19 protein-coding genes are annotated in these 19,096 nt (G+C 64.5%); 17 read left to right on the plus strand and 2 right to left on the minus strand.

Features of this window, described 5'->3' with window-relative positions; translation table 11 throughout:
- The first annotated feature begins 3 nt into the window (after nt 1–3).
- The 14 genes from GGR47_RS17900 to GGR47_RS17965 all read left to right on the plus strand — a co-directional run bounded on the left by GGR47_RS17900 (nt 4) and on the right by GGR47_RS17965 (nt 15,207).
- Nucleotides 4–3,249, plus strand: a complete 3,246-nt coding sequence (locus tag GGR47_RS17900) for an efflux RND transporter permease subunit (protein WP_043061459.1) — start codon at nt 4–6, stop codon at nt 3,247–3,249.
- Between the two features lie 57 nt (nt 3,250–3,306).
- Nucleotides 3,307–3,795 (plus strand): SRPBCC family protein, encoded by a 489-nt coding sequence (locus GGR47_RS17905; protein ID WP_043061492.1) that lies wholly within the window; start codon nt 3,307–3,309, stop codon nt 3,793–3,795.
- Nucleotides 3,792–4,160, plus strand: coding sequence for a hypothetical protein (locus GGR47_RS17910; protein ID WP_043061458.1), 369 nt, complete (start codon nt 3,792–3,794; stop codon nt 4,158–4,160). The genes GGR47_RS17905 and GGR47_RS17910 overlap by 4 nt, the downstream gene beginning before the upstream one ends.
- 67 nt (nt 4,161–4,227) lie before the next feature.
- The gene (gene fliE, locus GGR47_RS17915; RefSeq protein WP_043061491.1) at nt 4,228–4,569 is read left to right on the plus strand and encodes a flagellar hook-basal body complex protein FliE; all 342 of its coding nucleotides are present in this window, start codon (nt 4,228–4,230) and stop codon (nt 4,567–4,569) included.
- A 30-nt stretch (nt 4,570–4,599) separates the two neighbouring features.
- The gene (locus GGR47_RS17920) at nt 4,600–5,487 is read left to right on the plus strand and encodes a bestrophin family protein (RefSeq protein WP_043061457.1); all 888 of its coding nucleotides are present in this window, start codon (nt 4,600–4,602) and stop codon (nt 5,485–5,487) included.
- Nucleotides 5,484–5,873 (plus strand): hypothetical protein, encoded by a 390-nt coding sequence (locus GGR47_RS17925; protein ID WP_241769377.1) that lies wholly within the window; start codon nt 5,484–5,486, stop codon nt 5,871–5,873. The genes GGR47_RS17920 and GGR47_RS17925 overlap by 4 nt, the downstream gene beginning before the upstream one ends.
- Before the next feature lie 200 nt (nt 5,874–6,073).
- Entirely contained in the window at nt 6,074–8,572 is a 2,499-nt protein-coding gene (locus GGR47_RS17930) for a heavy metal translocating P-type ATPase (RefSeq protein ID WP_061780452.1), read from the plus strand.
- A 117-nt stretch (nt 8,573–8,689) separates the two neighbouring features.
- A complete protein-coding gene (locus tag GGR47_RS17935; protein WP_043061455.1) occupies nt 8,690–9,310 on the plus strand; it encodes a DedA family protein in 621 nt (206 codons plus the stop codon).
- Between the two features lie 565 nt (nt 9,311–9,875).
- Complete coding sequence (locus GGR47_RS17940) at nt 9,876–10,562, plus strand: ZIP family metal transporter (RefSeq protein ID WP_043061453.1); 687 nt, start codon at nt 9,876–9,878, stop codon at nt 10,560–10,562.
- Nucleotides 10,563–10,617: 55 nt separating this feature from the next.
- Complete coding sequence (copM, locus tag GGR47_RS17945) at nt 10,618–11,001, plus strand: CopM family metallochaperone (RefSeq protein ID WP_052814285.1); 384 nt, start codon at nt 10,618–10,620, stop codon at nt 10,999–11,001.
- Nucleotides 10,998–11,957 (plus strand): cation diffusion facilitator family transporter, encoded by a 960-nt coding sequence (locus tag GGR47_RS17950; protein ID WP_043061452.1) that lies wholly within the window; start codon nt 10,998–11,000, stop codon nt 11,955–11,957. Before copM ends, GGR47_RS17950 begins: the two co-directional genes overlap by 4 nt.
- Before the next feature lie 71 nt (nt 11,958–12,028).
- Nucleotides 12,029–12,304 (plus strand): TFIIB-type zinc ribbon-containing protein, encoded by a 276-nt coding sequence (locus GGR47_RS19405; RefSeq protein ID WP_367890210.1) that lies wholly within the window; start codon nt 12,029–12,031, stop codon nt 12,302–12,304.
- A 198-nt stretch (nt 12,305–12,502) separates the two neighbouring features.
- Nucleotides 12,503–13,594: an inositol-3-phosphate synthase gene (locus GGR47_RS17960; protein WP_043061451.1), complete on the plus strand. Its 1,092-nt coding sequence runs from the start codon at nt 12,503–12,505 to the stop codon at nt 13,592–13,594.
- A gap of 41 nt (nt 13,595–13,635) precedes the next feature.
- Nucleotides 13,636–15,207 (plus strand): mechanosensitive ion channel family protein, encoded by a 1,572-nt coding sequence (locus GGR47_RS17965; RefSeq protein WP_052814284.1) that lies wholly within the window; start codon nt 13,636–13,638, stop codon nt 15,205–15,207.
- A gap of 282 nt (nt 15,208–15,489) precedes the next feature.
- Here the strand turns inward: GGR47_RS17965 and GGR47_RS17970 are convergent, their stop codons facing one another.
- Nucleotides 15,490–16,221 (minus strand): hypothetical protein, encoded by a 732-nt coding sequence (locus tag GGR47_RS17970; protein WP_043061449.1) that lies wholly within the window; start codon nt 16,219–16,221, stop codon nt 15,490–15,492.
- A 2-nt stretch (nt 16,222–16,223) separates the two neighbouring features.
- Nucleotides 16,224–16,733 (minus strand): hypothetical protein, encoded by a 510-nt coding sequence (locus GGR47_RS17975; protein ID WP_147035900.1) that lies wholly within the window; start codon nt 16,731–16,733, stop codon nt 16,224–16,226.
- Nucleotides 16,734–17,915: 1,182 nt separating this feature from the next.
- Here GGR47_RS17975 and GGR47_RS17980 point away from each other — a divergent pair.
- From GGR47_RS17980 to GGR47_RS17990, 3 genes are all read left to right on the plus strand, one after another.
- Nucleotides 17,916–18,161 (plus strand): AbrB/MazE/SpoVT family DNA-binding domain-containing protein, encoded by a 246-nt coding sequence (locus GGR47_RS17980; protein WP_022676113.1) that lies wholly within the window; start codon nt 17,916–17,918, stop codon nt 18,159–18,161.
- Complete coding sequence (locus tag GGR47_RS17985; protein WP_043061448.1) at nt 18,158–18,544, plus strand: type II toxin-antitoxin system VapC family toxin; 387 nt, start codon at nt 18,158–18,160, stop codon at nt 18,542–18,544. The genes GGR47_RS17980 and GGR47_RS17985 overlap by 4 nt, the downstream gene beginning before the upstream one ends.
- A gap of 78 nt (nt 18,545–18,622) precedes the next feature.
- On the plus strand, nt 18,623–19,096 hold a 474-nt coding region (locus GGR47_RS17990), incomplete at its 3' end, for a metallophosphoesterase family protein (protein ID WP_246343133.1).

A 19,096-nucleotide genomic window follows, 5' to 3' on the forward strand; every position in this document is an offset into this window, starting at 1 on the left:
ATCATGATCGCCCGCATCGTCACATGGGCGGTCGAGAAGCGTTGGCTCGTCCTGCTGCTCGCCGTCATCGCCGCAACCATCGGCGCCTTCTCCCTCTACCGGCTGCCGATCGACGCGGTGCCGGACATCACCAACAATCAGGTGCAGATCAACGTTCGCGCGCCAGCGCTGTCGCCCGAGCTGGTCGAGAAGCAGGTGTCGTTCCCGATCGAGACGGCGCTCGCCGGCACCCCGGGCCTCGAATACACCCGCTCGCTGAGCCGCAACGGCTTCGCCCAGATCACGGCCGTCTTCTCCGACGCGACCGACATCTACTTCGCCCGCCAGCAGGTCGGCGAACGGCTGCAGGGCGTGGCCGAGAACCTGCCCGACGGCGTGAACCCCGAAATGGGACCGATCGCGACCGGTCTGGGCGAGGTGTACATGTACACCGTCCGCCTGCAGCACCGCGCCGACGACAAGCACAAGCCCGGCGAGCCGGGCCAGCAGCCCGACGGCAGCTACATCACCCCCGAGGGCGATCGGCTGACGAGCGAGGAGGACAAGGCGACCTATCTGCGTACCGCGCAGGACTGGATCGTCACCCCGCTACTGAAGAACACGCCCGGCCTGGCTGGTGTCGACTCGATCGGAGGCTATGCCAAGCAGTTCCTGGTCGTCCCCGATGTCCAGAAGCTCGCTTCACTCGGCATCACGCTGACCGAACTGGGTAACGCTCTCGAGCGGAACAATACCAGTGTCGGAGGCGGCTTCGTCAACCGCAACGGTGAGGGACTGGCGGTAAGGTCGGACGCTCTGGTCCGCAACACCGGCGAGTTGGCCCGGACCGTCGTGGCGACCCGCAACGGTGTGCCCGTGACGCTCGATCAGGTCGCGACCGTTCGCACCGGACAGGCGATCCGGATGGGTTCCGCGTCCGAGAACGGCACCGAGGTCGTGGTGGGCACCGCGATCATGCGGATCGGTGAGAACAGCCGCTCGGTCGCGACCGCGGTCGCGGACAAGCTGAAGACGATCAACGCCTCGCTTCCGCCGGACGTGGTGGTGCAGCCGGTGCTCAACCGCACCGAGCTGGTTAACTCCACCATCCGGACGGTGGCGCGCAACCTCGGCGAAGGCGCGGTCCTCGTCATCGTCGTCCTGTTTCTCCTGCTCGGAAACTTCCGCGCGGCGCTCATCGCAGCGCTCGTCATTCCGATCACGATGACGCTAACCGGATTCGGGATGCTCAAGGCAGGCGTCTCTGCCAACCTCATGAGCCTCGGCGCGCTTGACTTCGGCCTGATCGTCGATGGTGCGGTCATCATCGTCGAGAATGCGTTGCGCAGGCTCGCGGAGCGCCAACATCACGAAGGCCGACGGCTCACCGTCAAGGAGCGGCTCGCGAGCGTGGCGGCTGCCGCGCGCGAGATGATCCGGCCTTCGGTATACGGACAGGCGATCATTATACTCGTCTACGTACCGCTGCTCACGCTCACCGGCGTCGAGGGCAAGACGTTCGTGCCGATGGCGCTCACCGTCATCATCGCGCTCGCCTTCGCGTTCGTGCTGTCGCTCACCTTCGTGCCTGCGATGATTGCCATCTGGCTGTCGAAGAAGGTCGATGAGGAGGACGGCCGCATCGTCACCTGGCTCAAGAAGCGCTATGAGCCGGGGCTCAATCGGGCCATGAGGCGTCCCACGATCACGATCGGGGCGGCCGTCGGCAGCCTCGTCCTGGCGGTCTTAGCGTTCGGAACGCTGGGGCAGGTGTTCCTGCCGCAGCTCGACGAGGGTGACCTGCTCATCCAGTCGCTGCGCATCCCGGCGACGTCGGTCCAGCAGAGCCAGGCGATGCAGGTGCCGATCGAACGCATGATGTCGAAGCAGCCCGAGGTGCAGTTCGTCTATTCGAAGACGGGCACCGCCGAGCTCGCATCGGACCCGATGCCGCCCAATGCCACGGACATGTTCGTCATCCTGAAACCGCGCGACGCCTGGCCCGACCCCAAGTTGGCGAAGGAGGATCTGGTCAAGCGCATCGAGGGCAATCTCGCGAAGTTCCCGGGCAACGCCTACGAGATCACCCAGCCGATCCAGATGCGCTTCAACGAGCTGATCGCAGGCGTTCGCGGCGACATCGCCGTCAAGGTCTTCGGCGACGATTTCTCCGCCATGAACCGGACGGCGGAGCAGGTCGCGTCAATCCTGCGCAAGACGCAAGGCGCGGCCGACGTGAAGGTCGAGCAGACGACGGGTCTCCCGATGCTCGACATCCGCGTCAACCGCGATGCGATGGCACGCCTCGGCGTCACCGCTCAGGATGTGCAGGACACCGTCACCGCCACCCTCGGTGGCCGCACCTCCGGGCAGATCTTCGAGGGAGACCGCCGCTTCCCGGTTGTCATCCGCCTCTCGGAGGCGCAGCGTTCGGATCTGGGGCTGCTGCAGCAGGTCCAGGTTCCGGTCGCCGGCGGGTCCTTCGTTCCCCTTTCCAGCGTCGCCGACATCGGAGTCGTGGACGGGCCGAACCAGATCAGCCGCGAAAACGGCAAGCGCCGGGTGGTCGTGCAGGCCAACGTGCGTGGTCGCGACGTCGGAAGCGTTGTGGCCGACGCACAGGCTGCCATCGGCAGCCAGGTGCGCCTGCCACCGGGCAGCTATCTCGAATGGGGTGGACAGTTCGAGAACCTCCAGTCGGCCAGCGCAAGGCTGAAGCTGGTCATCCCGGCCTGCTTCGTCCTGATCCTGTTCCTCCTCTATGGCGCCCTGGGATCGGTGCGTGATGCCGCGATCGTGTTCACCGGCGTGCCCTTCGCGCTGGTGGGCGGCGTGCTGCTTCTCTTCGTGCGCGGCATGGACTTCTCGATCTCCGCCGCGGTGGGCTTCATCGCGCTGTCCGGCATCGCGGTCCTCAACGGCCTCGTCATGGTCAGCTCCATCCAGGACCTGATCCGTTCGGGCATGGACCGCGCCGAGGCGGCGCATGTTGGTGCGATGCAGCGCCTGCGTCCGGTCGCCATGACGGCGCTGGTGGCATCGCTCGGCTTCGTACCGATGGCGCTCGGACATGGTGCCGGTGCCGAGGTGCAGAAGCCGTTGGCGACGGTCGTCATCGGCGGGCTGATCTCGGCGACGCTGCTGACGCTCTTCGTGCTTCCCACCCTCTACGCGCGGTTCGGGCAGAAGGCGATCGAGCTGCCGGAGCACTACAACGAAGAGCACGAAGGCGATGATCACGGTCAGACCTTCGGGAAGACCATGGCCTGACGAACGAGGAGGGCGGCACCGTCGTGCCGCCCTCCCATATCGATGATGGGGATACCCATGCCGGAGATCACGATTTCCCGAGTTTTCCATGGCCCGCCGCTGCGGATCTGGTCCGCGCTGATAGAGCCCGAGCACCGTCAAGCCTGGAGGCCGATGATCCAGCTCGACGATGCCAGCCAGGTTGGCGAAACCCAGTGCACGTTCGCCTTTCCGGGCTGGTCACGCTCCGTCCGTTCACCCGCCGAGGTCGACCACCTGGACAAGCCCCGGGCTTTCGCCTGGTCGTGCGGCATTCCTCACGTGTTCATGATCGAGGAGCGCTTCGAACTCCAGGGCGACGACGGCGGCACCACGGTGTCGCACAGCTGCGCCCTCCGGGGCCTGCTCTCGCTCCCGATCGCCGCGATGGTTCTGCGTCGTCTGCGCGTACTGATGATCGAGGCCGACGACCGACTTGCGGCCTACCTTCACTGGCGCGCCGGACAGGCGGTCCGCGGAGCCGACCGGCGCCGCATAGCGCAGCACTATCGGAGGAAGGTACGATGATTGGCATCAAGATCGTCGCGATGGTCGGCTTCGTGGTCCTGACCGGCTGCTCGAAGCCCGCGCCCAGCGACCCGCCCACCCAGCAGGAGGTTCATTCCGCCGACAGCGGGGTGTCGAGCGGGCAACTCGGCCGTCACCGCTATCGCTGCGACGACGGAAGCAGGCTGCTGATCGACTACAAGGACGATGGACTGCGGCTCGACCTGCGCGACGGGAACGATGCTCCTCCCCGGATCCTCAGCGCGCCCACGCAGAGGCTGCAATATGTCGGCGACGGCATCACGGCGACATTCTCCGGAACGCAGCTGACGATCGTCGAGGGCACGAGCCGAACCCGGACCTGCGTCCAGGAGGGCAGCAAGTGACCCGATCGTATCAACGGTGCGGTTCGGCCGGAACACGTCCGCGCAGACGTCAGCGGAGGGCGTGACGATGTCCGATCCGACCATCTCGAACGTCATGGCGATCCGCGCAGACGTGATCGCGCGCAGTCGAGCGCTTCGCGAAGCGCAGCCGAACGTCGCGCCCGGCGCGGCGCCGGGCACCCCCTCGTCCAGTTTCGCACAGACGCTCGATGGCGTCGTAGCGAAGGTCAACGAGACGCAGCAGCGGGAAGACGTCGCTACCGAGGCCTACGAGCGCGGCGAGACGAACGACATCGCGACCGTCGCGCTGATCCAGAACCGTGCAAGTGTCGCGTTCGAAGCGACGCTTCAGGTCCGCAACAAGCTTCTGTCCGCATACAAAGACATCATGAACATGCCGCTCGGCTGATGCCGAAGCATGCTGGAGCAATGAACATTTATGATTGTGGGCGCCACGCCACGATTTCGGCAGATCATGTTTGAGGTATGGAAGCCGCTGACGATCCTCTTCGTATGGGACGTTGCGGTCACCGCCTTCCACTTCATGACGCCGATCAAGGAGCCGCCGCTTCCGACTGCGTTGTTCGGCACCGCGATCGCGCTGTTCATGGGCTTTCGGACCAACGCCGCATATGCGCGCTGGTGGGAGGCGCGGACTTTATGGGGCGCGCTCATCAACGCGTCGCGATCTTTGTCGCGCGTCGCGCGGAGCCTTTCGGAAGGGAAGGACGATGCGGAGGGTCTCCACCAGGATGTGGTCCGTCGGCAGATCGCCTTCGCCCATGCGATACGATGCCAACTCCGCCGCGAACCCGCCTACGACGAGATCAGGCGGATCGCGGGCGAAACGCTTGCCGAAATGGTCGTTAAGAAGACGAACCCGGCCAATGCGATCCTGAACAGCATCTCTCTGCTGTTCGCCAGTGCCCTCGCGAACCGCAGGATCGACACCATTCAGCAGGCGATGGTCGAGCGCGTGCTGGTCGACATCGCCAACGCCCAAGGCGGTATGGAGCGGATCAAGAACACCCCGCTGCCGAATGGCTTCCGTTTCTTCCCGAACCTGTTCACCCGCCTGTTCTGCCTACTCTTGCCCATCGCGCTGGTCGAATCGCTCGGGCTCTGGACGCCGATAGGCTCGACGTTGATCGGCCTCGTCTTCCTCGCCGTGCTGAGCATCGGCGAAGATCTCACCGATCCCTTCGCCAACACCGTCCACGATGTGCCGCTCACCGCCATGTGCCGCACGATCGAGATCGATCTGCTCGAGTCCGCCGGCCTCGAGGCGCCAGCACCGCTCAAACCGGTGCATGGAGTCCTGTGGTGAGCAGCGAGCGAGCTAAACGGACGGCTGTGCCTCGTGGCAGGCTCTCCCTGCTCGCGCTCGCCGCACTGGGCCTCACGGCTTGCGGGCCAGCGCCAGACGACACGGAAGGCGTTCTTCACAACGCGGAGACGATGCCGGACTTGGTTGGGCAACGTGTCGTCTACTGCGACGACGGATCGCGCGCCGACGTCGACTACCTCCGCGATGGTCTGCGTATGGCGGTCACCTGGCTGCCGCGCGGCAGGACGGAGATCCTGCGCGCGCGGGGCACCGGTGACGAGTTCCGCAACGGCAGCACGAGGGCGGTGATCGCGGGTGGATCGATCGCCTTCACCCGCTCCGACGGCAAGGTGCGCGTCTGCCACCGCACCAAGGGGGAGAACTGAGCGATGCGCCCTCTTGCACGCACTTCGTTGTCGGCGTCCGCGGTGATCCTCGGCACGATCATCATCACCAGAAGCGGGCTGAAGCTGCGGCTGGTTTCGTGTTCTCGGCACCTCGCCGCGAGCGTCGTCTTCCTCGCCGCCGCACGCGAGATGCGACGCGATGCCCGCATACGATCGAAGATCACAGTTGGGAGGCCGTCATGAACGACAAGCTCGAACTCGACATTCCGGTGCTGCTGCCCGACCTGCCCGATGCCGCCGACGCCTGCCTGGAGCGCCTCGTCTCCACCCTGGCGACGCGCGACGGCGTCGAGAAGGCCCACGTCATCGCTGTCGACGGTGACGCCCCTGCGGCACTGTGCATCCATTTCGACGCCGCCAAGCTGCCGCTGCCGCGGCTGCGCGAGATGGTACGTGCGGCAGGCGCCGAAATCACCGAACGCTACGGCCATTCCGTTTGGGAGGTTACGGGGATCACGCACGAACGTCGGGCACGCACGATCGGCGACACGCTCTGCGCGATGCCCGGCGTTGTCCAGGCGAGCGCGACCACCAGCGGAACGATCCGCGTCGAATACGATCGGCAGCGGACCGGCGAGGACGAGATCCGTGCGACGCTTCGCAAGCTCAAGGTGGGTCTCGGCGAACGGATCGCAGCCGACGATCATGCCGGACACGATCATGGGAAGGGCGCCCGGACGAAGGAGGAGCAGCATGGCCCAGGCGACGGCCACGACCATTCGCACGCCGAGTTCCTAGGGCCCAACACCGAGTTGATCTTCGCTCTCGCCTGCGGTGCGCTGCTGGGGATAGGGTACGGCGTCGAGAAGCTGATGCCTGACGCGGCGCAATGGCTGCCGACCGCCTGCTTCGTCGCGGCCTATCTCTTCGGCGGCTTCTTCACGCTGCGCGAGGCGATCGACAACCTGCGACTCCGCAGGTTCGAGATCGACACTCTGATGCTGGTCGCCGCAGCCGGTGCCGCAGCCCTTGGCGCCTGGGCGGAAGGCGCGCTGCTGCTCTTCCTCTTCAGTCTCGGTCACGCGCTCGAGCATTATGCGATGGGTCGCGCCAAGAAGGCCATCGAGGCGCTGGCCAAGCTCGCGCCGGAGATCGCGACCGTTCGGCGGGACGGCCAGAAAAGCGAGATACCCGTCGAACAGCTGGTGATCGGCGATGTCGCGATCGTTAGGCCGAACGAACGCCTGCCTGCAGACGGCTTCATCATCAAGGGCTCCAGCGCGATCGACCAGGCTCCCGTCACCGGCGAGAGCATCCCGGTCGACAAGATCCCCGTCGCCGATGCCGCGATCGCTCGTGCCAAGCCGGACGCGGTGGGTCCGGAAAGCCGGGTGTTCGCCGGTACGATCAACGGCGGGAGCGCGATCGAGATCGAGGTGACGCGTCGCTCAAACGAGAGCGCACTCGCCAAGGTCGTGAAGATGGTCAGCGAGGCGGAAACGCAGAAATCGCCGACGCAGCGGTTCACCGATCGCTTCGAGCGGGTGTTCGTGCCTGCCGTCCTCGTGCTCGCCCTTCTACTCCTGTTCGCCTGGGTCGTCGTCGACGAGCCCTTCCGCGACAGCTTCTACCGGGCGATGGCTGTGCTGGTGGCGGCAAGCCCCTGCGCGCTGGCGATCGCGACGCCGAGTGCAGTGCTTTCCGGCGTCGCGCGAGCGGCGCGAGGCGGTGTCCTGGTCAAGGGCGGCGCGCCGCTGGAAAATCTCGGATCTTTAAAGGCGATCGCCTTCGACAAGACTGGCACGCTGACCGAAGGACGGCCACGCATCACCGATGTCGTGGTGGTCGATGCTGCCGACGAGAACGAGCTGCTGGCACTCGCCGTCGCGGTCGAGGCGCTCAGCGACCACCCGCTTGCGCAGGCGATCGTCAAGGACGGCCGTGAACGACTCGGCGCACGCGGACTACCCGAAGCCGGAGACCTCAAGAGCCTCACCGGCCGCGGCGTCACCGCAACCGTCGGAGACGAGACGGTATGGATCGGGAAGGCCGAGATGTTCGGCAAGGAAGGCATTCCGGTATTGGGTCAAGGGGCAACGAGTGCCGTCGCCGCGCTGCGCGAGAGCGGCCGGACCACGATGGTCGTGCGCAAGGGCGACCGGGATCTCGGCGCCATCGGTCTCATGGACACGCCGCGCGAGGCCGCGAGGACCGCGTTGCGCCGTCTGCACGACATGGGTGTGTCACGGATGATCATGATCTCCGGCGACCATCAGAAGGTCGCCGAGGCGATCGCCCGGGACGTCGGGATCGATGAAGCCTGGGGCGATCTGATGCCCGAGGACAAGGTGGCCGCAATCAAGAAGCTGGCAGGCGAGGACAAGGTCGCGATGGTCGGCGATGGAGTCAACGATGCACCTGCCATGGCGAGTGCGACCGTCGGGATCGCGATGGGCGCGGCCGGGTCGGACGTGGCTCTGGAAACCGCGGACGTGGCGCTGATGGCCGACGATCTGGCCCATTTGCCGTTCGCGGTGGGTCTCAGCCGTCACACCCGTGGGATCATTCGCCAGAACGTCTTCGTCAGCCTCGGCGTCGTCGGCTTCCTCGTACCGGCGACCATCCTGGGGCTCGGGATCGGACCCGCGGTAGCGGTGCACGAGGGATCGACCTTGCTGGTCGTCGTCAACGCCTTGAGGCTGCTAGCCTACCGCGATCCGACCGGTAGGGCAGGATGACGGTGGAAGCCGTGAGAACGCCCACGTCTGAAAAGGCAGTTGCGTGCAGCAGCCTGGGGATGTTGCTCGAGCATCGTCTTCGGCTGCGCCCGCGACGCTCGGGGATCTGAAATCACAATGTTCGACATCATACTGGATGTACTTTCCTCCTTCAAAGGTTTCGGCGTTTTTCTGCTGATGCTTTTGGAGAACGTCTTTCCGCCGATCCCGTCGGAGGTGATCCTGCCGCTCTGCGGCTATGTCGCCACGCGAGGTGAAATCGGCGTGCCAGCCGTCATCGTCGCCGGCACGCTCGGATCGGGTGTCGGTGCGCTCCTGTGGTACTATGCCGGTCGCTGGGTCGGCGTCGATCGCCTGAAGCGCTTCGCCGCCTCGCACGGCCGCTGGCTGACACTGACCCCAAGCGAGATCGATCGGGTCGACCGCTGGTTCGATCGGCGCGGGCGCTGGGCGGTGCTGTTCGGACGCATGATCCCGGGCATCCGCACGCTGATATCCGTGCCGGCCGGCGTCAGCGGAATGCCGCTCGTACCGTTTCTCGTTGCGACGTTCGCAGGATCCGCAATCTGGACGAGCGTCCTGGTGGTGGCCGGCTTCCGATTGGGCACCCGGTATCGGCAGGTGGCCGACCTCATCGAGCCCACCAGCAACGCCGTGATCGTTGCCGCCTTCATCTGGTACGCCTGGAGGGTCGCAACGTTCGATCCATCGAGGGGGGGCACTGATGGCCCTCAGTAATCTTCGCGCGCGTCGATCCATTCGGGTCCAGGCCTGCTCGGATCGCACCCGGATCCGTTCTTCGGCGGGCGCCTTGCGTGGCCGTGCGATCGCCCTGCCTGTCCTGCGGACCATCACAGGGCAGAAGCGTTGCCTGACCACCCGATGAAGACGCTTCAGCTTTTCGCCGCTCTTCTTCCGGCCGGCCTGTGGCTCCTGGCCGCCAACCTGCTTGTACGCACGACGCGCCTTGGCAGAACCTACAGTCTGATCTCCACCCCGCATGTGCTCGTGCTGATCCGATGGATCGGAATGTTCCATCGCATCGGATTCGCGACATGGAGGCGCCGCGGAGGGAAGTGGCACTGGTCCTCACAACCAGGGCCGATCGCATGATCGTGAGGATCCGAAGGTCGGCATACCGACCGGCATCGACCGCATCGAGGGAGCGACGATACGCTGCGAAGACGCCGAAGCGCCGCGGCGGTCGGAGCACGATCCGACTTCGGACGATTGGTGATGGAAGGCTGTCCCGACCGACCGGGCGAAGCCGATCGCGCGGACATTCGCGTTTGGGAGTACTGCCATGCTGGCACTGAGCTACACCATCATCCCGACCATCGCGGTCATTCTGGGCGCAATTGCCGCGGTCGTGCGACGTCCCGGTGCCGCCTTTACCAGCGCCATGCAGCATCTCGCGGCCGGCGTCGTGTTCGCCGCGGCGGCGACAGAGATCCTTCCGCAGGTCAAGCACGAGGCGAGCCCGACCGCGACGTTGATCGGCGGGGCCGCCGGTGTGGCGGTCATGCTCGCGCTCAAGGGCTTCGAGGAACGCTTCGAAGGTCCCGCCGCGCTGCTGGGCGCGATCGGGATCGACCTGCTCATCGATGGCCTCGTGTTGGGACTGGCATTCGTCGCCGGCGCCAAGGCGGGCATCCTGCTGACGGTCGCGCTGACGCTCGAGGTGCTGTTCCTCGGCGTGACGCTCACGACGGAACTCGGTGAGACCATGCGCTCCAGGCTGCGGGTCGTCCTGACGGTCGCAGGCCTCGCCCTTCTGCTTCCGATCGGATCGCTGGCCGCGCTGCCGGTGGCCACACTGTCACCCGTGGTGATCGCCGGCTTTCTGAGCTTCGGCCTCATGGCGCTCCTCTATCTGGTTACCGAGGAGCTGCTGGTCGAGGCGCACGAGAAGCCGGACAGCCCACTCATCAGCGCCTTCTTCTTCATCGGCTTCCTCGCGCTGCTCGCGCTCGAGGAGATCGCCGGATGAACCGCCTCGATCCCAATCGGCGCCCTGCGCCCACCCATCCGAAAGGAGAGACGACATGCCCACGATGAAGAAAATGCTGGCGGTCGCGGCCGTCGCCGCGACCGCGTCGGTGAGCGCGCAACCGGTCGCACAGACCATGCCGCACGGACGGCACCTGCGACCGGCCGCACCGACAGGTTCTCCCGCGACGCGGGCGTATCGCGCAGCCAACGCCAAGATGCACGGCGTCATGGACATCCGGTTCACCGGGGATGCCGATGTCGACTTCATGCGTGCGATGATCCCGCACCACGAGGGCGCGATCGCGATGGCGGAGGTCGAGCTGAGATACGGCCGCGATCCCGAAGTGCGGAAGCTCGCACGGGAGGTGGTCATGGCGCAGCGGGCTGAGATCTCGCGGATGCGCATCTGGCTCGCGAAGCGGGAGGCCGGCAAGTGAGCGCCGGTCACGACCACGGCGCCGGAGCGCACGATGCTGGCGCAGGGCACGATCACAGCCATGGCGCGGGCGGTCACAACCATGCGGCCGGCGCCAACGCCAAGATGCTGAGCTGGGCGCTCGCGCTGACCTTCACCTACTTCATCGCGGAGGTGATCGGCGGCTTCGTCTTCAACAGCCTGGCGCTCCTCTCGGACGCCGCTCACATGATGACCGACGTGATGGCGCTGGTGATCGCGCTGCTGGCTATCAAGCTGGGCCAGAAGCCGGCCGACGACAAGCGGACGTTCGGGTATCGTCGTTTCGAAATCCTCGCTGCGGCCTTCAATGCCGTGCTGCTGTTCGGCGTAGCGATCTACGTCTTCGTCGAGGCGATCAAGCGCTTCAGCACCCCACAGGAGGTTCAATCCTGGGGCATGCTGATCGTCGCGACGATCGGCCTCGTCGTGAACATCGTGTCGATGCGGTTGCTGATGGCGGGTAAGGAAGGCAGCTTCAACGTCAAGGGCGCCTATCTGGAGGTCTGGGCCGACATGATTGGCTCCGTCGGCGTCATCGCCGGCGCTCTCACCATCCGCTTCACGGGTTGGACCTGGGTCGACCCAATCGTAGCGGTCGGCATCGGCCTGTGGGTCCTGCCGCGTACGTGGATCCTGCTGCGCGACACCAGCAACGTCCTACTAGAAGGCGTTCCGGGCGGCCTCAAGCTCAGCGAGGTTCGCACCGCCATCGCCGGCGTGCGCGGCGTCGCCGACCTTCATGACCTGCATGTCTGGTCGATGAGCAACGACGAGGTGAACTGTACGGTCCACCTCGTACTCGATCGCGGTGCCGACGTCGATGGGACGCGCTCGGCCGTTCAAGCGCTTCTGCGAGACCGATACGAGATCGGACACAGCACGATCCAGACTGAGGTCTCGGGACGCGATTGCGCCGAACAGGGCATCCATCCTTGAGCCTCTCGGGCGAACCTCAAGGGCAGGCCATGAACGACATCCCATCGTCATCGCAGCGCCGTGACGGCGTTATGCTGGCTCCCGGATGTCAGCTCGGACTGCTGATCGCCGACCGCCGAGGGGGCGAGCTCTACTATCGCCCCCGATGCCGAGGCGTCTGGTTTGACCCGAGCAGACTCGACAAGGTCATCGCGCGAAATCCGCCTACGCTGGCATTGATGGTCCGCGGGACAGCCCGCATCCCAGCAGCGCCCGCTTCCCTGCCCGGGGGCCTGAAACCAGACCGAAGAGCACGCCCGGCATTCGCGGCGCTGGCCGCCATGAGCGAAGTCGACGAGGGGGCGTGATCGACGGCCTCTTCAACCACTGAAAAGCAAGGCGACGAAGAGCCGTCGCTTGCAAGCAGCATTCAAGCCGACGTGATCAATGGCGCCGCCAATCCAGGCGGTGTCCTGGGCATGATCAGAGCGATGTCTGCGCAGGCGTCACGCATGGATGCTCACCATCGATAAAGCCGAGCAACGGCTGCATACCGGAGTAAATTCGTGAAACTCATCAACATCGCCATCGTCGGCATCGGCAACTGCGCGAGCTCGCTCGTCCAGGGGCTGGAGCATTATCGCGGAGGCACCAACGACGCGGCCGGCCTGATGCACTGGGAAGTCGGCGGCTATGAACCCTCCGACATCAAGGTCGTCGCCGCCTGGGACGTGGATACGCGCAAGGTCGGCAAGGACGTCGCCGAGGCGATCTTCGCCAAGCCCAATTGCACCGCGGTGTTCGCCGCCACCATCCCGTCGACCGGCACGGTGGTGAAGATGGGCGCGGTGCTGGACGGCGTCGCCGACCATATGAGCCAATATAAGGACGATCGCACCTTCGTGGTCGCCAACGACACGCAGCCGACCAAGGAAGAGGTCGTCGCCGAACTGAAGCGTTCGGGCACCGACGTGCTGATGAACTACCTGCCGGTCGGCAGCCAGGAGGCGACCGAATTCTACGCCGAATGCGCGCTGGAAGCCGGCGTCGCCTTCGTCAACAACATTCCGGTCTTCATCGCCTCCAACCCCGAATGGGCGAAGCGCTTCGAGGATGCCGGCGTCGCGATCATCGGCGACGACATCAAGGCACAGCTGGGTGCGACGATCGTCCACCGCGTGCTCACCGACCTGTTCGCCAAGCGCGGCGTCAAGCTCGACCGGACGTATCAGCTCAACACCGGCGGCAACACCGACTTCCTCAACATGTCGAACCACCGCCGCCTCGAATCCAAGAAGATCTCGAAGACCGAGGCGGTCCAGTCGGTCGCGGCCGAGCGGCTCGACGACGACAACGTCCATATCGGGCCGTCGGACTACGTGCCGTGGCAGAACGACAACAAGGTATGCTTCCTGCGCATGGAAGGCCAGCTGTTCGGCGGCGTGCCGATGAACCTGGAACTGCGCCTGTCGGTCGAGGATTCGCCCAACAGCGCCGGTGTCGCGATCGACATGATCCGTTGCGCCGCGATCGCCAAGGACCGCGGCATCGCCGGCGTGATCGACCCCGCATCCGCCTATTTCTGCAAGCATCCGCGCACCCAGATGACTGACGACCTCGCCCAGATCGCGGTCGAGAACTTCATCGCAGGCGCATGAGGCCATCGATGCTTCGTACATCACGCCTACACTTGATCGGCATGGTGCTCCTCGCGGGCGCCGTGCCGGGTCGGGCACAGTCGCAGGCCGCCCCGAAAGCCGGCGCGTCCGCGTCGTCCACAAAGCCCCCGACCGACATCTATGGCCGCGACACGCCGCGAGGCACCGTCTCGGGTCTTCTTTCCGCAATGGCCGAGCGCGATTACAGCCGGGCCGGCCGCTACTTCGAAGCCAAGGCGGACGTTCGCCGTCTGACGGAGGAGCTTCAGTCCGTATTGGATCAGAGCGGTGCGATCGATCCGTTCGTTTCGCTGTCCAACGACCCGCAGGGAAATCTGGAGGACGGTCTCGGGTCCAACATCGAACGGGTAGGAAGCCTCTCGAGAACGGGTGACGTACCCATACTCCTTACCCGTGGCGGAACGGCAACGGCCGGCAACGTCTGGCGTGTGGCGCTGAAGACCAGCATCGCCGCACGGCGGCTGCACGAGCATAGGAACACCGGCAAAGGCGGGCAACCGATCGAAATCGGGGGCGCGGCGGTCGGGGACTGGTCGACCCTGCTCGGCCTCGCGTCGCTCGTCTTCCTTGGCTTCTACGTGGTCAGCGCCGGGATCCTCTTCGTGATGAGGCGCACGATCCACGATCACGAAAGGAGCAGGACCTATCGTGTGGCTCAGGCGGCGATGCCGCCGGTAAGCCTGTTCGGGGCGACCCTGCTGTTCCAGCTATGGGCGGGATCGCTGCCGGTCTCCATCATCGCACGTCAAATCCTGCTGCGGTACCTGGGTGTTTTCGCCTGGATCGCGCTGGCGTGGTTCTTCGCCCGCATGATCGATGCGGTGGCACAGCTCAGCATCAATCGGCTCAAGGGACTGGAACGACGGCAAGCGGTGTCCGTGATCAGTCTCGTCCGTCGCGCTGCGAAGCTCGTCCTGCTGTTCATCGCGGTCGTGGCCGTCCTCGACACGTTCGGGATCGACGTCACGACGGGGGTCGCCGCATTGGGCATCGGCGGCATCGCCTTGGCTCTCGGGGCGCAGAAGACGGTCGAGAACCTGGTCGGAAGCGTGACGTTGATCGCAGACAAACCCGTGCAGGTCGGCGACTTCTGCAAGGTCGGTGACGTGGTAGGCACGGTGGAGGACGTCGGCATACGTTCCACTCGCATCCGCACCTTGGAGCGGACCGTGGTGACCATTCCAAACGGAGATTTCTCGGCGCGACAGATTGAAAACTTCGCTCGACGGGACTCCTTCCTATTCAATCCGATCATCAGGTTGGAGCACGGGATCAGGTCCGACAAGCTGCCCGCGACCCTCCACATGATGACGGAAATCCTGGAGGCGAACGAACATATCATCAAGCCGGGCGCGCGGGCGCGCCTGAAGGACATCAATCTGAGCTCCGTAGACATAGAAATCTTCTCCTACATCAGGGCGCAGGACTTCGACGAGAGCTTGATCATCCGACAGGATTTGCTCTTGAAGATCCATGCCAGCTTGGAGAAGGCTAAGGTTCCGATAGCCTACGCCACGCAGACCGTTCACCTGAAGCATGTGGATACCGACTCGGACGACGTGCCTGCGGAAGTCTCGCCGATTATAACCTGAACCTGGGACTTGCGCAGGGTGCGGGAGCGTGTTCGTCGAAGAAAGGTGCATCTAATGCGATGATGCAGGTCTTACCTGCGCTGCATCATCAGAAGCCACAGGTCCTCTCATACATGCGATGGCGTTCGATCCGGCTCATGCCAGTGGAACTATTCTTTAGCGGATTTGCATATTTCCCCTGCCGATCCGCAATTGAGGTTTGGACATGGCGGATCCTCATCAATAGCTCGTCAATCGACGGAGGCGCTGCGCGCTTCGGTTTCCCACGCGCAGCGCCTTGGCTCACGGCAACCTGACGGTCGCCAGTCCCGAGTTGCCCGTTCGGCCGTTCACGGCGTTGACGTAGATCTTCGCCTTCCCGGCTCGCGGTAGGGCGATGCGCCCACTGAACGTCCCAGGCGCCGCGGTGAACGCAAGCGGCGCGCTCGCCAGTTCGTGGCGCCCGCTCCAGATGCTCGCAGTGACGGCGTAATCGGCGGATGGCCAAGGTCCATCGGGAGTTATCGGGCAGCCGCACATCAGCTCGACCTTGGCCGTGATCAAAACCGATCGGCCCTGCGTCGATATGGTGGGCGTGATCGCGAGCCCCGGAAGCTCGACAAGCCAGCCATTGCCTGCCGTCACCGGCACGCCTGGGACGATCCAGCGCTGCGATCTCACGCTGATCCTGGATCGAGGACGACCTATGGGGCCCTCCACCTCAAGGTCAACGAGCGTCGGCTCGCCGAGATCGAGAGTGACCTTGTAGGATGCGGCATCGGCAAGCGCGATCGAAGGGCTGCGTCGAGACGCCTCCATGATCCGCTCCGTGTCGCCCGTCCCGCCCCTTGTGACGCCGCGTGCGAGCACCCTGCCCGATTTCACCTCGCGCAGCGTGATGGATGCTCCTCCCGTGTGATCGCCGACGAACTTCCCGTCCTGGCTGATTACCCGCACGACGATCTGCGTCGGCTCGGCCGCCGCGGGCGCGACCATCAAGAGCCATGCGATGCATGCCACCGTCGACTTCAGCATGATCAGGCCCTCTCCGTCCGAAGCGTCTGCCTCGCCGAGACCTCGAAGATGATCCCGAGCTGAAAGGACATGATCACGATGGCGCACGACGAGAGGATCGTCGAGTCGAACCAGATCGGATCATGAAGCTTGAACGTCCCTTTGAACATCGCGAGCCAGCCGCCATTGAAGTTCTGCATCATGCCGACGCCCAACCCGAGCGTGGCAACAGCGACTGCGGCATACCGGAGGAAGAACCGATTGCCGTACGGGAGAAGCAGAATCAGTATCCCCAGGATACCGATCGCCGAACGTTGGACTCGAAAGAACGGACAGGCGTAGGTCGCCTGTGTGAGATCCAACGTCCAAGTGGCGACGCTGATCAGGATCGATACAAGCCCTGCCAGGAGCAGGAAGCGTTTGGTGCTGATGGCTGCGAGCGTTGTCTCGCTGTGACGTTGGCTGAGCATGAAGGTATGTTCCTCGCTTAGGTCGAGTCTGGTCGCGCGCCATCCGCGGACCGGAGGCGTCATGCGACCTTTCGAATCTTCCATCGGTCATGGAATTATGGTTGGAGGCGGCGGACGCAGAGGATGCCGCCTGACCGATGCCTAGCGGGTCGAGGGTGGTCCCCGTAGTGGAGGACGAAGACGTGGAGGAGCCGGCACAGTGCTTCGTACGGCGTGGAAGATCGACGTCTTGATGATGAAAGCGAGGGCGGCAGTCAGTAGGACCGGATCGACCGCCGAGCAGATCGAGGTGTCCGTGGCGGAGACCGAGCACGGTGACGCAGGGCGGATGGATTCGGAGCCGTCGCGCGTGTCCGTCGACGCACCCGGAACCTGAACGAGGGTCACCAGCGGACCAGAGCTCGTGCAAACCGCCATGACCACGTGGTTGCCCGCCCTCTGCGGCATGAAGCCGCTCGGGACGACGAGTCTTGCTGCGATCGCGAGCACCGCGAACCATATCGCCAGATGGCGCGAACATGGTTGTTGGAGCATACCCATGATGACGGGGTACATGACGTTCAACGCCGTGTCATGCAGGTTGTGGGCTTTCGACCGGAGAGTTGGTGCTTGATGCCGCGAGCGTGTTCACACCGACGACCAGCGGCGCGACACGTACGTCTCGCCCCATCCATCCGGGGAGCGGCCAAACTTTCAAATGTCCGGGATCCACAGGTAGTCCGATGGTGTGCCCTTCGCGAGGAACACGGGCCCGCCGGCACCGTGGCCGTTCGGTGCGGTAGCCCCAGCGCCCGCCTTGAAACGCATCGACGCCGCTACCGCGTGGATCGCGGCGCGAGGTTCGGCTTCCGCGACCAACGGTGTGCCACGTGACACACCGCGGGCTACTGGCGAGAAAGAAATCGATCCCGTCTTACGGGTCGACGATGATCGGGCGCTTCGGATCTATGGATCGGTGCGTATGGTCTTTTATAGCTAGCTCATCGCATGCAAAACGCACCAAAATTGAGAGTGGTACCTTTGAACCTGTAGCACACGGAAAGTGTACTGAGACCCGGTAGTGCTATACGGGTATACCCAAAACGCACCTCCTAAAAAGCGCATCTGGCAGGATCGTAGCGGTGTGACACGTAAGGACAAGCATGACATTGGAGTGGAAGATAGGCGCAAGAGCGACATTGTTGTCGTAGGCGGACGTTTTAGCTATATTGCATCGAAGTGGTGCATCGGGGCTGACGTGCTAACATGACCTTGCAAATTAATATTACCCCTAACGGGCGCATGAGTCTGCCAGCGGACGTCCGGAAGCGCCTCGGTCTGAGTGGCGGTGGTGCGGTCTACCTCGACGAAACCGAAGATGGTGTGGTCTTGCGAACAGCAAGTCAGGCAGTGGCACGTGCCCAAGCCCTGGCCAAGCAGTACACCGGCGGTAACCCTGACGCTTCTGTTGACGCTTTTCTCGCCCGACGTCGGGAAGAGAGCGGCGAATGAGCGTGGTGCTTGACGCGTCTGCGATCATCGCGATGCTCAAGGGCGAGCGCGGCGCGGCAAAAGTTGCGGCGGAAATCGGTGGCGCGCGAGTGAGCAGCGTCAACTATGCCGAGGTCGTCAGCCACTTCGTCCATGCCGGCATGCCCGAGCGCGAAGTCGATGCGATGCTTGATCCATTGCCGCTGACGGTCGTGCCGGCCGACAAGGCGCTCGCGCAGATCGCTGGGCGGTTGCGGGCGGCCACAGCCGAGGCGGGGCTCAGTCTCGGTGACCGTTTCTGCCTGGCACTCGCACGGCGCGACGGTCTGCCCGCATGGACCAGCGACCAGAATTGGAAGAAGGTCGCCGACGCCGTCGAGGTCAAGGTTGTCGCGATCCGCTGACTTCGTACGGTCAAGGGTTAGGGGAGCGGGTAGGGGGCTCGGCTCGACTGCCATGGCCCACACCGCCAGAAGGTTTCGATGCTACGCCTGATCCACACAGCAGACTGGCAACTCGGCAAGCCATACGGCCGCTTCGACAGCGATGTGCGCGCTGCCCTCAGCGAAGCCCGATTCGATGCGATTGACGCGATCGGCAAGGCGGCAGCGGAGCATGAGGTCAGGCACGTACTGGTCGCCGGCGATGTGTTCGATACCGAAGGACCAGAAGACCGTGTGATCGTGCAGGCGGTATCGCGAATGCAGCGCTATGCCTGTACCTGGTGGCTGCTGCCCGGCAACCACGACTTCGCCCGCAATAGCGGCTTGTGGGACCGTGTCCGCGCCAAGGGCGCCGCCAATGTCCGCGTCCTCGCCGAGCCGGTGCCATGCGAGTTGGAGCCCGGGCAGTGGCTGCTGCGGGACTGTCAGGAATTTTGTGCGGGAGGCCGGTTACCGTCATTAGATGACGAAGCGCTCACCGAAGATTACGGCGAACTGACTTTTGGCCTCACC

Origin of the sequence: Sphingomonas aquatilis (assembly GCF_014196115.1) — a bacterium.
Lineage (GTDB): Bacteria > Pseudomonadota > Alphaproteobacteria > Sphingomonadales > Sphingomonadaceae > Sphingomonas > Sphingomonas aquatilis.